This window comes from Variovorax sp. MHTC-1, from assembly GCF_003984645.1.
GTDB lineage: Bacteria > Pseudomonadota > Gammaproteobacteria > Burkholderiales > Burkholderiaceae_C > Variovorax.
Genome location: NZ_RWKI01000005.1, coordinates 314,338 through 328,675 on the forward strand (window position 1 = coordinate 314,338; position 14,338 = coordinate 328,675).

A 14,338-nucleotide genomic window follows, 5' to 3' on the forward strand; every position below is an offset into this window, starting at 1 on the left:
GGCTTTTGCCTTCAAGGCCGCTGAACGACTCAGGGCTTGCTGGCCGTCGGAAACGGCCAGGCTGCCTGCGGGTTCAGCGTCGTTTGCGCTGCAGGAGCAGGCGCTACGGCTGCCTTGGCGGGCGCTTTCGCAGCCTTCTTGGCAGCAGGCTTTTTCGCTGCTTTCTTGGCAGCAGGCTTCTTGGCCGCAGCCTTTTTCGCAGGCGCCTTCTTGGCAGGAGCCTTCTTCGCGGCGGCCTTCTTTGCCGGCGCCTTCTTGGCTGCTGCCTTCTTCGCAGGAGCCTTCTTCGCGGCGGCCTTCTTCGCTGGCGCCTTCTTGGCGGCTACCTTCTTCGCAGGAGCCTTCTTCGCAGCGGCCTTCTTCGCCGGTGCCTTCTTGGCGGCTACCTTCTTCGCAGGAGCCTTCTTCGCAGCGACCTTCTTGGCCGGTGCCTTCTTGGCGGCTACCTTCTTAGCCGGAGCCTTCTTTGCGGCGGCTTTCTTGGCCGGCGCTTTCTTTGCAGTTGCCATTTCTATTTCTCCTTGATCAAGTTGAAAAAATCAACCTTTGAAGCGCTCCACGCATGTTGGTAGCGTGAAGCGATTCATGGCGTTGGAGCAAGCCCCAGCACCATGAACACCTGAGCTTTTCACCGCCGCACTCTTCGATGCGTGTTGCCGGCGAAAGCAATTCTTGAATTCACTTTATTTGTCGGAACGATTCAATCCCAGGAGAGCGCACCACCCGACTGATACTCGATCACGCGGGTTTCGAAGAAGTTGCGCTCCTTCTTCAGGTCAATCATTTCGCTCATCCAGGGGAACGGGTTTTCCTCGTTCGGGAAGAGCGTTTCCAGGCCGATCTGCTGCGCGCGCCGGTTGGCGATGTAGCGCAGGTAGCCCTTGAACATGGAGGCATTCATGCCGAGCACGCCGCGAGGCATGGTGTCTTCGGCGTATCGGTACTCGAGCTCGACGGCCTTCAGGAAGAGGGCCTTGATCTCGGCCTTGAACTCCGCGGTCCAGAGGTGCGGGTTCTCGAGTTTCAGCTGGTTGATCAGGTCGATGCCGAAGTTGCAGTGCATCGACTCGTCGCGCAGGATGTACTGGTACTGCTCGGCGGCGCCGGTCATCTTGTTCTGGCGGCCCAGCGCGAGGATCTGGGTGAAGCCGACGTAAAAGAACAGTCCCTCCATCAGGCAGGCAAAGACGATCAGCGACTTGAGCAGCGTCTGATCGTTCTCGTGCGTGCCGGTGTGGAAGTGCGGGTCGCTGATAGCTTCGATGAAGGGGATCAGGAACTGGTCCTTCTCGCGGATCGACGGCACCTCGTTGTAGGCGTTGAAGATCTCGCTCTCGTCCAGGCCGAGCGACTCGACGATGTATTGGTAGGCGTGGGTGTGGATCGCCTCCTCGAAGGCCTGGCGCAGCAGAAACTGGCGGCACTCGGGCGCCGTGATGTGGCGGTAGGTGCCCAGCACGATGTTGTTCGCGGCCAGCGAATCGGCGGTCACGAAGAAGCCGAGATTGCGCTTGACGATGCGGCGCTCGTCTTCGGTCAGGCCGTTGGGGTCTTTCCAGAGCGCGATGTCGCGCGTCATGTTCACTTCCTGCGGCATCCAATGGTTGGCGCAGGTGGCGAGGTACTTCTCCCAGGCCCACTTGTACTTGAACGGAACCAGCTGGTTGACGTCGGTCTGACCATTGATGATGCGCTTGTCGGCGGCCTTGACGCGGCGCGCGGCCTGCGCTTGCGGCACGGAAGCCGCAGCGGGCCGCAGCGCGGCGCCATCATCGAGTGCGCGGAAGGTCGGGGCGATAGGAGCAGTTTGCGAAGTCGGGAGCTCCGACGAGCGACCGGCGGTCGCGTCGTTGCTTGATGAGTGCCGCAATCCTTGTTGCAGATCCTTTGGCAAGGAGGGCTTGACTTCTTCGTCCCAGGTCAACATAGAAAAATCCAATGCTCAAATTATGTGAGCAACGATGTGAGTTGCAAAGTGCTGCTTCACATCGCGCTCCAATTATGTTGCCGTTATGTTGTTCGCATGCATCGCCATCTGTCAGGCGATGCCGCGAATCACGGCACCTTCACGCTGACATCACTGGCACGCTTCGCAGGTCGGATCGTCGACGCCGCAGAACGCGATGTCGGTCGCGGGCATCGCACTCAACTGCGCTTGCGCTGCGAGTGCGGCCGCTTCGAGCGCGCTCATGCCCGACGAAGATGCGTCGCCACTGCCATTGCCTCCCGAGGACACCGCGTTGAGACGGCCCGATTGCACGGTCGATTTCTCGGCGTGCGTCGCGCTCTGCGTGCGCAGGTAGTAGGTGGTCTTCAGGCCGCGCAGCCAAGCGAGCTTGTAGGTGTCGTCGAGCTTCTTGCCCGATGCGCCGGCCATGTAGATGTTGAGCGACTGCGCCTGGTCGATCCACTTCTGGCGGCGCGCAGCAGCCTCCACCAGCCAGGTGGTCTCGACTTCGAACGCGGTAGCGTAGAGCGCCTTCACGTCCTGCGGCACGCGGTCGATCGGGCGCAGCGAGCCGTCGAAATGCTTGAGGTCCATCACCATCACGTCGTCCCACAGGCCCAGGCGCTTGAGGTCGCGCACCAGGTAGTGGTTGATGACGGTGAACTCGCCCGAGAGGTTCGACTTGACCGAGAGGTTGCCGAAGCAGGGCTCGATCGAGGCGTCGACGCCGATGATGTTCGAGATGGTCGCAGTCGGCGCGATGGCGACGCAGTTCGAATTGCGCATGCCGTCGGCCTTGATCTTCTGGCGCAGCGCGTTCCAGTCGAGCGTGGACGAGCGGTCGACGTCGACGTAGCCGCCGCGCGCCTTCTCCAGCAGGTCGAGCGTGTCGAGCGGCAGGATGCCCTTGTCCCACAGCGAGCCCTTGTAGCTCGAGTACTTGCCGCGCTCGCGCGCCAGCTCGGTCGAGGCCCAGTAGGCGTGGTAGCAGATCGCTTCCATCGATTCGTCGGCGAACTGCACCGCTTCCTGCGAAGCGTAGGGGATGCGCAGCTCGTACAGCGCATCCTGGAAGCCCATCACGCCGAGGCCGACCGGGCGGTGGCGCAGGTTCGAGTCGCGCGCCTTCTTGACCGCGTAGTAGTTAATGTCGATCACGTTGTCCAGCATGCGCATCGCGGTCGCGATCGTGCGCTGGAGCTTCTCCTGGTCGACCTTTCCGTCCTTCAGATGCTGCAGCAGATTGACCGAGCCGAGGTTGCAGACCGCGGTTTCGGTGTCGCTGGTGTTGAGCGTGATCTCGGTGCACAGGTTCGAGGAATGGACCACGCCGGCATGTTGCTGGGGCGAGCGCACGTTGCAGGCGTCCTTGAAGGTGATCCACGGATGCCCGGTCTCGAACAGCATCGTGAGCATCTTGCGCCAGAGGTCGGTGGCCTGGACCGTGCGGGTGGGCTTGATCTCGCCGCGCGCGGCCTTCTCTTCATAGGCGACGTAGGCGGTTTCGAAGTCGGTGCCGAACTTGTCGTGCAGGTCGGGCACGTTGGAGGGAGAGAACAGCGTCCAGCTGCCCTTTTCCATCACGCGGCGCATGAACAGGTCGGGGATCCAGTTCGCCGTGTTCATGTCGTGCGTGCGGCGGCGGTCGTCGCCGGTGTTCTTGCGCAGCTCGAGGAACTCCTCGATGTCGAGGTGCCAGCTTTCCAGGTAGGTGCAGACCGCGCCCTTGCGCTTGCCGCCCTGGTTGACCGCCACCGCGGTGTCGTTCACCACCTTGAGGAAGGGCACCACGCCCTGCGACTCGCCGTTGGTGCCCTTGATGTGGCTGCCGAGTGCGCGCACGCGCGTCCAGTCGTTGCCCAGGCCGCCGGCGAACTTGGAGAGCAGGGCGTTTTCCTTGATCGACTCGTAGATGCCGTCGAGGTCGTCGGGCACGGTGGTCAGGTAGCAGCTCGAGAGCTGCGAACGCAGCGTGCCGCTGTTGAACAGCGTCGGCGTGCTCGACATGAAGTCGAAGGACGACAGCACTTCGTAGAACTCGATCGCGCGGGCTTCGCGATCGATCTCGTTGAGGGCCAGCCCCATCGCCACGCGCATGAAGAAAGCCTGCGGCAGCTCGATGCGCGTCTTGCGCACGTGCAGGAAGTAGCGGTCGTACAGGGTCTGCAGGCCGAGGTAGTCGAACTGCAGGTCGCGCTGTGGCTTGAGCGCGGCGCCCAGGCGGTGCAGGTCGTACTGCAGCAGCTTCTCGTCGAGCAGTTCGTTGTCGACGCCCTTCTTGACGAACTGCGGGAAGTAGTCGGCGTAGGCCTGCGCACGTTCGGCCGGCATCACCTCGCGGCCGATGATCTCCTTGAAGATCGTGTGCAGCAGCAGGCGCGCGGTGGCGAAGGTGTAGTCCGGGTCTTTCTCGATCAGGGTGCGGGCCGCCAGGATCGAAGCCTTGTAGACCTCGTCGAGCGGCACCCCGTCGTAGAGGTTGCGCATCGTTTCGGCCACGATCGGGCCAGCCGTGATGCTGTCGCCCAGGCCTTCGCAGGCGGATTCGATCAGGCCCTTGAGTTCGTTGAGGTCGAGCGCGACGCGCTCGCCGCGGTCCAGCACGTGCAGCGTCGAAACGGCGATCTGCGCGTCCTGCTCGCCCGACTTCGAACGCTCCTGCGAACGGCGTTCGCGGTACAGCACATAGGCACGCGCGATCTCGTGGTGGCCGCCGCGCATCAGGCCGAGTTCGACCTGGTCCTGCACGTCCTCGATGTGGAAGGTGCCGCCGCCTGGACGCGAGCGCACCATCGCGCGCACCACGCCCTGGGTCAGGTTGTCGACCGTCTCGCGAACGCTGGCGGAAGCCGCGCCCTGGGTGCCGTGCACCGCGAGGAAGGCTTTCATCATCGCGATCGCGATCTTGTTCGGCTCGAAGGGGACGACCGCGCCGTTGCGGCGAATGATCTGGTAGTTGGCGAGCGCGTTGCCGGCGTGAGAGCCTGCAACATCATTTTTTTGCGGCGTCGAGGGTACGGCGCGAGGGGTGGCGGGGGTGTTCAGAGCTGTTTGCATTCGATCCTCGGTTGGCAATTCTTGTTGGGGCGGTGGTGCCGCATGCGGCCGGATGCTTGGCGTCAAGCACGGGCAAGGCACACTATATCTAGGGTCTGGCGGGTCTACAACCCACTAGATGTAGTGTTTTACCAGTCATTCAAGGAACAAGTTCACAGCGGCGCTCCTCTGGACAAGGAGCCATGCCGCGCCGTTGCTGACCCACCTTAGCGGGTCCCGCGGCCCATGGGCTCTGCAAGCGCTTTTGGGCCTGAAACGCGCATGGTTGCTACATGCTGCAACGCCGTTGCTGCGCTGCGCCGGCGGCGCATCGCCCGGCGTTGCTCGATTGAAAAATTTCAGCGCACTGCGACGCCGTCGGGGAACATCGCGCGGTCCCAGCCCAGTTGCTCCTGCAGCAGACGCCAGTCGAAGCCGCTGCCCGGGTCCGCCTTGCGGCCCGGCGCAATGTGTTCGTGGCCTGCGATGAACGCGATCGCATGGCGCTGCGCGAGCGCCGGGCAAAGGCTCGCGAGGGTCTCGTATTGGGCGGGCTCGAAGACGTCGCCCTCCAGGCCTTCGAGCTCGATGCCGATCGAGTCGTCATTGCAGTTCGCGCGGCCGCGCCACGATGAAGGGCCGGCATGCCAGGCACGCTCGTCGCAGCTCACGAACTGCCACAGCTCGCCGCTGCGGCGCACATAGAAGTGGGCCGAGACCTCGATGCCGCGGATGGTTGCGAAGTAGGGGTGTGCATCCCAGTCCAGCTGGTTCATGAAAAGCTGCTGGACCTCGTCGCCGCCGTAGCGGCCCGGCGGCAGGCTGATCGAATGCAGCACGATCAGATCGACCTGCGCGCCCTCGGGACGCGGCCCAAAATTCGGCGAGTGCAGCTGCCGGGCAAAGCGGTACCAGCCGGACTGCCAGAGGCCGGCGCTTTCTTCAGTCGTCGGCACCGTTGCCATTCGCCTCGTCGCCGCTGGGCGTCGCGATGCCCAGGCGCGCGATCCTGTAGCGGATTTGCCTGAGGCTCAGGCCGAGCCGCGCCGCAGCCGCGGTCCGGTTGAAGCCGCTTTCCTGCAGCGCACGCACAAGGATCTCGCGCTCCTGCTGATCGAGATAGCTTTGCAGGTCGCTCGGCACCGCGGGTGCCGGCTTTGCTTCGGGAATCGCTGCTGCCGTGCTGGCGGCCGGCTGCAGCTCCGGCGCCGCGGATGCGGGGGCCAATGGCAGCGTCATGCTGCTGCTGCCGGCGAAATCGAGATGAAGCATGTCGCCATCGCTCAAGGCCACGGCGCGATGCAAGAGGTTTTCGAGCTCGCGCACGTTGCCGTGCAGCGGGTGCTCCGCGAGGCTTTGCAGCACCTCGGGCGAAAGGACGGGCACCGGCATGCCGGCGTCGCGCGCGATGCGTGCGAGCAGGGCCGCGCAGAGCGCAGGCAGGTCCTCGCGGCGTTCGCGCAAGGCCGGCACCGCGATCTCGATCACGTTGAGGCGATAGAACAGGTCCTGGCGGAAGCGGCCGGCCTGCACCTCGGCCTGCAGGTCCTTGTGCGTCGCGCTCACGATGCGCACGTCGACCGCGTCTTCCTGGGTCGAACCGATGGGGCGCACACTGCGTTCCTGGATTGCGCGCAGCAGCTTGGATTGCATCGGAAGCGGCAGGTCGCCGATCTCGTCGAGGAACAGCGTGCCGCCGCGGGCGGCCTGGAAGTAGCCGTCGCGGTCCTGGGAGGAGCCGGTGTAGGAACCTTTTCTCGCGCCGAAGAACTCGGCCTCGAGCAGGTTCTCGGGAATCGCGCCGCAGTTGACGGCGACGAAGGCACCGTCGCTGCGCTGGCTGCAGGCATGCACCGCGCGGGCCGCCAGTTCTTTGCCGGTGCCGGACTCGCCGCGCACCAGCACCGGCGCCATGCCGCGCGCCACCTTGGCGATGCGCGACTTGACGACGCGCATCGGTTCGGAGGCGCCGACCAGCCGTTCGAGCGCGGCCAGGCCGGCATTGCTGGTGGTCGCCGCGATCTTGCTGCCGCTGTCGTCGGCCTGGCGCACGGGCCGCGCGGGCGCGGCCTGGGCCTGCACGGCAGAGGCCACCACGGCGCGGAACTGCTTGAGGTCCACCGGCTTGGTGAGGTAGTCGAAGGCACCGGCCTTGAGGGCCTCGACCGCGTTCTCGGCCGAGCCGTAGGCAGTCATCACGACGCAGCGCTCGCTGCGCTGGTCCTGCTGGATGCGCTGCAGGATCTCCATGCCGAGCCCGTCTGGCAGGCGCATGTCGGTGATCACGGCATCGAAGCGGCCCGCATCCAAGTGCTCGCGGGCTTCCGACACGCTGCCGGCCGCCTCGACGCGGTAGCCTTCGCGCAGCAGCGTGAGCTCGTAGAGCGTGCGCAGGTCGGGCTCGTCGTCGACGACCAGGATCTGGGCGGGAGGCCGGGGTGCTGAGGAGGTGGGGGTGCTCACGGCGCTATTGTGTCAGTCGGGTCTCGCCCGCAGCGAACGAGACGAAGAATTCGTTGCCCTCCGGCCCCCCTTCGGAAAGAGCGCGGCGCTCGTAGCCGATCGTCGCGCCGTGCCGCTCGCACAGCTCCCGGCAGAGAAACAGGCCGAGGCCGCTGGAGCGGCTTTCGGAAGAGAAGAAGGGCTCGAACAGGTGGCGCTGCACCGCAGGTTCGAGCGGCGCGCCGTCGCTCCATACCTGCAGGCTGGCGCGGCCGGCCACATTCCGGCGCGTTGTCACCTGGATCGAGCCATCGCGGTTGCCCGCATAGCGCGCGGCGTTGTCGAGCAGGTTCACAAGGATGCGCCGCAGGTGTTCGATGTCGAAGCGCACCACGCTGCCGGCGGCCTCGAGCACCAGCAGCACACCCTGGCGCTGCGAGTGCCGCACCCATTCCTCGGCGAGCGTACGCACGGTCGAATCGAGCGCGAGCTGCTCGCCCAGCGGCAGCACCCGCTGCTGGCGAGCCCGTGCGACATCGAGGACTTCGTCGACGATGCGCGAGAGGCGCTGCGCGTTCTGCTGCACCATCGTCGTCAGCTGGCGGTGCGCCGGGTCGACCAGGTCCTCGCTAAGCAGCGCGCTGGCCTGGGTGATGGCGGCCAGCGGATTGCGAATCTCGTGCGCGACGGCCGCCGACATGCGGCCCATCGCCGCCAGCTTCTCGGTGCGGATGCGTGCTTCGAGTTCGCGCAGGTCTTGCAGGAACATCACGCACAGGCTCTCGGTGCGACGGTCGGTGCCCGGCGTGAGCCGCGTGCGCACCCGCACTTCGCGTGGCGCGCCCTGCGCCTGCGCGACCGGAATTTCCTTCGATTGCGGCGTGCGCCGCGCGAAGGTCTGGCGCGCGATCGCGGCCAGCGCTGCCCAGGCCGGATAGGTGCTCAGCGCGAAGGGCAGTGCGAGTCCGGCCAGTCCCTGCCCGAGAATCGCGTCGGCCGCGGGGTTGGCGGCATGCACCTGCCCTCGCTCGTCGACGACGAGCACGCCTTCGCTGAGCGTCTCGATCACGAGGTCGTTCACCAGCGCGTGCATCTGGGCGGTGCTTCGATTGCGCTGCGCCAGCGCTTCTTCGCGCGCGAGCCGGCGCGCCAGCTCGTGCGCGAGCAGGGCCACTACGAACAGGCCGGTGCCGGTCAGTGCCGCCTGCACGAAACGCGGCGACGCGTCGCCCGGCTGCTGCAGCCAGTACCAGCCCGCGTGCACCAGCAGCAGCAGCGTGACCATGGCCGTGGTGCCCAGGCCCACCATGCCCGTGCCCAGCACCGCGCCCATCAGCACCGGCAAGGCAAAGAGCGGCGTGTAGTTGATGCTGCCGATCTGCAGCAGTTGCAGCGCGGTGAAGGTGACCAAGTCCACGCCGATGGTCGAAAGCCAGGCGGTGCCGAAGCCGCGCACCGGCGGCTGGAAGAGCGCATAGCGTGCCGCCAGCAAGGCTGCGGCGAGGTAGCCGAGCGACAGCGCGATGGCCACCGGCTGCAGCGGCTGCCCGAGCGCGAAGGTCACCGCCTGCAACAGCAGCAGCACGACGGCGACGAAGCAGCGTGCGGTCATGAAGCCGCGCCACAGGCGCAGCAGCGCCGAGCTTTCGCGGCGGAACTGATCGAGCGGGCTCCAGTCCGTCGCCGGCTCGCCACGCGACCAGAGGAAGGTGCTCATCAGCCCACCCCCAGGCTTGCTCGCTTCGCCCAGCCGCACACCCCCTTCGAGGGGGCGCTCCCAGCGGGCCGGCGAAGCCGGTTCCGCGAGAGCTCACGAACGGCAGCACGCTGCGCGCGGCCACGCGAAGTGGAGGGCACGGCGAAGTCGCTCATCCCGACCCGGCTTGCCGGTGCGCCGCGCTGCAATAGACGGCGCCGTCGGGTCCGCTGATGGCATCCGCCGCCGGCAGGTGCAGCCCGCAATGGGCGCAGCGCACCATGGCCTGCGGTGCGCCGACCGCCGGCGTGGCGCGCGGCGGCGGCGGGCGCGAGCGCATCTCGTCGCGCCGACTCTTGCGCCAGAGCCAGATCGCGACGAAGACCACGGCAAGGACGAGCAAGTATTTCATGGTGTCGTGCGCGCCAGCACCACTTCGAGCACGAAACGCGACCCGACGTAGGCCAGCAGCAGCAGGGCGGAGCCGGCATAGAGCACGCGCCGGGCCGTGCGGCCGCGCCAGCCGAAGCGCGCGCGTCCGATCAAGAGCACCGCGAAACTGAGCCAGGCCAGCACTGAGAACACGGTCTTGTGGTCCCATTTCCAGGCGCGCGCGCTGGCGCCGTACAGGGTCTCGCTGAACAGCAGGCCGGCAAGCAGCGTGGCCGACAGCAGCACGAAGCCGGCGGTGACGAAGCGGAACGTGAGGCGCTCCATCGTCAGGAGCGGCACGCCGCCCTGCGGCTCGGCCGCAAGCCGGATCTGCTTCTCGGCGCGGGTCATGAGCCAGGCATGTACTACCGCCGCGGCGAACAGGCCGTACGAGGCGATGCCGAGCGCGAGGTGCAGCGGCAACCAGGGCGAGGCCGACACATGCAGCGGCGTGCCGGGGAACAGTACGGCCAGCAGCACGGCGGCCGCGCCCAGCGCCGCGAGCACGCGCCGCACCTTGAGCTGCGGGTACATGCGGCTTTCGATCGCGTAGACCGTCAGCACCAGCCAGGCCGTGACCGACAGCGCCGGCGCGAAGCCGAAGCGCGGATCGCCGCCGACCAGCCCGACGCCCAAAGCGCAGGCATGCAGCAGCCAGGCCAGCCCGAGCAGCCATTGCATGGAGGGGCGGCCCAGCCAGGAGGAGGCGGCGGCGGTCGTGCCGTAGGCGGCGGCAGTGGCGATGCCCAGCGCCACGCCGAGTGGGGAGGGGATCGCTAAAATCATCGGTCGGAGTTTACAGATGTGCTCTCCCCCAGGCTTCGCGCACTGCGTGTCGCTTCGCCAACCCCCTCACCGGGGGCGACACCAGCGGACCGGCGGAGCCGGATCCACGGTGTCCCTGGCATGGAGGGGCGTTCATCCCTCGCTCGGTTACTCGATCTTTCGTCATCCCGCTACAGCGGGAACAAGGCATCCCTTCATGGCCACCGCCCTCACCGAAAAATTCTCCCGCCTCGTCAAGCAGGTCAGCGGCCAGGCCCGCATCACCGAAAGCAATGTGCAGGACATGCTGCGCGAAGTGCGCATGGCCTTGCTCGAAGCCGACGTCGCCTTGCCGGTGGTGCGCGATTTCGTCGCCCGCGTGAAGGAAAAAGCGCTCGGCCAGGAAGTGCTCGGCTCGCTGAAACCCGGCCAGGCGCTGATCGGCATCGTCAACCGCGAACTGGCGGCGACCATGGGCGAAGGGGTGGCCGACATCAACCTGGTGGCCCAGCCGCCGGCCGTGATCCTGATGGCTGGCCTGCAGGGCGCCGGCAAGACCACCACCACCGCCAAGCTGGCCAAGCACCTGATCGAGAAGCGCAAGAAGAAGGTGCTGACCGTGTCGGGCGACGTCTACCGTCCGGCCGCCATCGAGCAGCTCAAGACAGTCACGAAGCAGGCCGGGGCCGAATGGTTCCCGAGCACGCCCGAGCAGAAGCCGCTCGACATCGCACGCGCCGCGCTCGACCATGCCAAGCGCCACTTCTTCGACGTGCTGCTGGTCGACACGGCCGGCCGTCTCGCGATCGACGAGGTGCTGATGACCGAGATCCAGCAGCTGCACACGGTGCTGAACCCGGTCGAAACCCTGTTCGTGGTCGATGCGATGCAGGGCCAGGACGCGATCAATACCGCCCGTGCCTTCAAGGAAGCGCTGCCGCTGACCGGCATCATCCTGACCAAGACCGACGGCGACTCGCGCGGCGGCGCGGCGCTGTCGGTGCGCCAGGTGACGGGCGTGCCGATCAAGTTCGCCGGCGTCAGCGAGAAGATCGACGGGCTGGAGGTGTTCGACGCCGAGCGCCATGCCGGGCGCATTCTGGGCATGGGCGACATCGTCGCGCTGGTCGAGCAGGTCACCGCCGGCGTCGACGTCGCGGCCGCGCAGAAGCTGGCGGCCAAGGTCAAGAGCGGCGCCGGATTCGACCTCAACGACTTCCTTGGCCAACTGCAGCAGATGAAGCAGATGGGCGGCCTCTCCAGCATCATGGACAAGTTGCCCGCTCAGATGGCGGCCAAGGCCACCGAAGCCGACATGACCCGCGCCGAGCGCGACATTCGCCGCAAGGAAGGCATCATCAACAGCATGACGCCGCTGGAGCGCCGCAAGCCCGAACTGCTCAAGGCCACGCGCAAGCGCCGCATCGCAGCCGGCGCCGGCGTGCAGGTTCAGGAAGTGAACCGGCTGCTCAACGAATTCGAGCAGATGCAGGGGATGATGAAGAAGATGAAGGGCGGCGGTCTCATGAAGATGATGAAACGCATGGGCGGCATGAAGGGAATGCCCGGGATGGGCGGGGGCGGGGGCGGCGGCGGCATGCCGCGCTTCTGACGACCCAAAGAAAAAGCCCGCTGACCGCGGGCTTTTTCGTGGACTGCTCAGAGCGTCAGACGCGTGCCAGACGCACCGCGTGCATCCATGCGCGGCGCAGCACGGCAGGCGAGCGCGACTCTTCGGGAATCACCAGGAAGCCGCGGTCGCGCAGCGAGTTGCCCAGCGCGATCTGGCTGGTCAGCACGGTGAGCGGGATCGCCAGCAGCAGCGGCAGGCCGACCGGCATCAGCCAGGCCAGCGCGCCGGCGTCGATCAACGCGATGCCGACGGCCAGCGCCGCGATCACCAGCGTCATCGGCGCCAGCTGACCGGCGGCGATGCGCCACGGCACGGCGGCCGCTTCGCGCGGAGGCGACTTCCATTCGAGCTTGAGGCCGGTGAGCGCCACGATGACGAACAGCGAATGGGCCAGCATGCGGACCGGCGCTTGCACGATGGCCAGCGCGCTTTCGAGCGCGGCGCTCTTGAGCAGGCCGCCGACACCGCCGTACTGGCGCTGCTCGCCGCGCATCAGCACGGCCGCGATGCCCAGGATGCGCGGCAGGAACAACAGGCACAGCGTCCAGAGCCAGAGGCCGGCCAGTTCCATCGGCATCACCAGCCAGTGGGCGACCACGCTGGAGCCAGTGAGCCACAGCGCCGTGCCCAGCGTCAGGAAGGCGAGCCACAGCGGCGCCGAGACGTAGGCCATGGTGCCGGTGACGAACATCGCGCGGTGCACGGAATGCAGGCCGGGTTCGGCCATCAGGCGCGCGTTCTGCAGGTTGCCCTGGCACCAGCGGCGATCGCGCTGGAGTTCGGCCAGCAGGTCCGGCGGCTGCTGTTCGTAGCTGCCCACCAGGTCGGCCACCAGCCATACCTGGTAGCCGGCGCGGCGCATCAGCGCGGCCTCGACGAAGTCGTGCGACATGATGCCGCCCGACATGCCGCCGGTGCCCTTGATCGGCGCCAGTGCGCAGTGCTCCATGAAGGGCTCGACGCGGATGATCGCGTTGTGGCCCCAGTAGTGCGATTCGCCGAGCTGCCAGAACTGCATGCCGAGCGTGAACAGGCGGCCCGTCATCCGCGATGCGAACTGCTGGGCGCGGGCATGCAGCGTGACATGGCCGATGGCCTGTGTCGCGGTCTGGATGATGCCGGCCGTGGGGTTGGCTTCCATCAGCTTGACCATCGCGGTCAGGCAGTCGCCGCTCATCACGCTGTCGGCATCGAGCACCACCATGTAGCGGTAGTCCTTGCCCCAGCGGCGGCAGAAGTCGGCCACGTTGCCGGCCTTGCGATGGGTCCGGCGCTTGCGCAGGCGGTAGTACACCTCGACCTGCGGCTGGTTCGGGCTCTCGGCCAGTGCGGCGCGCAGCTCTTCCCAGGCGGCGCGTTCGGCGGCGGCGACTTCGGGCGTGTAGCTGTCGGACAGCACGAACACGTCGAACTGCTGGGCATGGCCGGTCGCGGCCACCGATTCGCAGGTCGCGCGCAGGCCGGCGAATACCGTGGCCACGTCCTCGTTGCAGATCGGCATGATGATCGCCGTGCGCGCTTCCGGATTCATCGGATGGTCGGCCACCTGTTTGGCCGAGAGCGCATGCTTGTCGCCGCGCACCGAGACATAGAAGCCCATCAGCGCGGTCACGAAACCGGTCACGACCCAGCCGGAGAGCAGGCCATAGAGGGCGATCTGGCTGTATTCGAGCCAGAGGTTGTCGTAGTCGGGCTGCACGCGGGCGAACAGCGTCGAGGCGATCAGCGTGCTGAACACGGTGAGGGCCATGAACGCCAGGCGCCGCTGCGTGGCGGCACGCTGCCAGGGCTGCTTGGCCGCCGCAGCGGGCGCTGCATTGCAGGCCGCCTTGGCTGCGCCGCTGCCGGCGCCGAGCTTGACCAGGAGCGCCGTGCCGATGCTATTCCAGAAGCCGCGCCAGGGGCGGGGCGCCATCGAACCGCGATTGATGGGGGGCGCCGTCACCGAATTGGGATGGCGCTCTTCGCGGATCGGGCTGCGGTGCGAAAAATCCGCGGCCGTCAGTACCTTCAGTTGGGAGAAGTCGGTGGGCTTCATATGCGACTCACCACCGTTGCTTCTGGACGGATGGCGTGTCGCCGATTGCCGGAAAGCGCTTGAACACGCAATCCGGTGCGGCGCCGCCGGCGTTGGCCAGTGCGCCCGCCGAATGTCCCGCGGCCCGGGGCCGCGAGAGGGAAAACTGCTTTTGACGCAGGCCGTCGCGCTGCGGACGCAGTGCGAAAGATGGGCTGTTGAGTGCTGTCATGCCTTTACAGGGGCAAACCCTGTGCCAGCATGGAAAAACGCTTTCAGATCAAGCGCTTAGGTCGCCTTGGTGGTCTTTCGACTGACTGCGAAGCCCGCCGGGGCTCCAAAACCCCCGAATTTGTCGCCGAATCCCGA

The 14,338-nt window shown here is 66.6% G+C and carries 11 protein-coding genes; 1 reads left to right on the plus strand and 10 read right to left on the minus strand.

The features are described 5' to 3' along the window. Positions 1 to 29: 29 nt before the first annotated feature. The 8 genes from EJI01_RS11430 to EJI01_RS11465 form a co-directional block, all read right to left on the minus strand. Positions 30 to 509 carry a histone H1-like DNA-binding protein gene (locus tag EJI01_RS11430; RefSeq protein WP_126837223.1) on the minus strand — a complete coding sequence of 160 codons (480 nt, stop codon included), beginning with the start codon at positions 507 to 509 and terminating at the stop codon, positions 30 to 32. Positions 510 to 700: 191 nt separating this feature from the next. Continuing rightward, entirely contained in the window at positions 701 to 1,927 is a 1,227-nt protein-coding gene (locus EJI01_RS11435; RefSeq protein ID WP_126837224.1) for a ribonucleotide-diphosphate reductase subunit beta, read from the minus strand. Positions 1,928 to 2,077: 150 nt separating this feature from the next. Next, complete coding sequence (locus EJI01_RS11440; protein ID WP_126837225.1) at positions 2,078 to 5,005, minus strand: ribonucleoside-diphosphate reductase subunit alpha; 2,928 nt, start codon at positions 5,003 to 5,005, stop codon at positions 2,078 to 2,080. Between the two features lie 338 nt (positions 5,006 to 5,343). Further along, complete coding sequence (ampD, locus tag EJI01_RS11445; protein ID WP_260602416.1) at positions 5,344 to 5,940, minus strand: 1,6-anhydro-N-acetylmuramyl-L-alanine amidase AmpD; 597 nt, start codon at positions 5,938 to 5,940, stop codon at positions 5,344 to 5,346. Then, positions 5,927 to 7,447, minus strand: coding sequence for a sigma-54-dependent transcriptional regulator (locus EJI01_RS11450; protein WP_126837227.1), 1,521 nt, complete (start codon positions 7,445 to 7,447; stop codon positions 5,927 to 5,929). The genes ampD and EJI01_RS11450 overlap by 14 nt, the downstream gene beginning before the upstream one ends. Before the next feature lie 4 nt (positions 7,448 to 7,451). Further along, positions 7,452 to 9,143, minus strand: coding sequence for a two-component system sensor histidine kinase NtrB (locus tag EJI01_RS11455; protein ID WP_126837228.1), 1,692 nt, complete (start codon positions 9,141 to 9,143; stop codon positions 7,452 to 7,454). 151 nt (positions 9,144 to 9,294) lie between these two features. Then, a complete protein-coding gene (locus EJI01_RS11460; RefSeq protein ID WP_126837229.1) occupies positions 9,295 to 9,534 on the minus strand; it encodes a PP0621 family protein in 240 nt (79 codons plus the stop codon). Next, complete coding sequence (locus EJI01_RS11465) at positions 9,531 to 10,340, minus strand: inner membrane protein YpjD (protein ID WP_126837230.1); 810 nt, start codon at positions 10,338 to 10,340, stop codon at positions 9,531 to 9,533. The genes EJI01_RS11460 and EJI01_RS11465 overlap by 4 nt, the downstream gene beginning before the upstream one ends. A 196-nt stretch (positions 10,341 to 10,536) precedes the next feature. Between EJI01_RS11465 and ffh the strand changes: the two genes are divergently transcribed. Beyond that, entirely contained in the window at positions 10,537 to 11,931 is a 1,395-nt protein-coding gene (ffh, locus tag EJI01_RS11470; RefSeq protein ID WP_126837231.1) for a signal recognition particle protein, read from the plus strand. 55 nt (positions 11,932 to 11,986) lie between these two features. Here the strand turns inward: ffh and mdoH are convergent, their stop codons facing one another. After that, positions 11,987 to 13,990: a glucans biosynthesis glucosyltransferase MdoH gene (gene mdoH / locus EJI01_RS11475; protein ID WP_126837232.1), complete on the minus strand. Its 2,004-nt coding sequence runs from the start codon at positions 13,988 to 13,990 to the stop codon at positions 11,987 to 11,989. A gap of 7 nt (positions 13,991 to 13,997) precedes the next feature. After that, entirely contained in the window at positions 13,998 to 14,201 is a 204-nt protein-coding gene (locus EJI01_RS11480; RefSeq protein ID WP_126837233.1) for a hypothetical protein, read from the minus strand. Between the last annotated feature and the right edge of the window lie 137 nt (positions 14,202 to 14,338).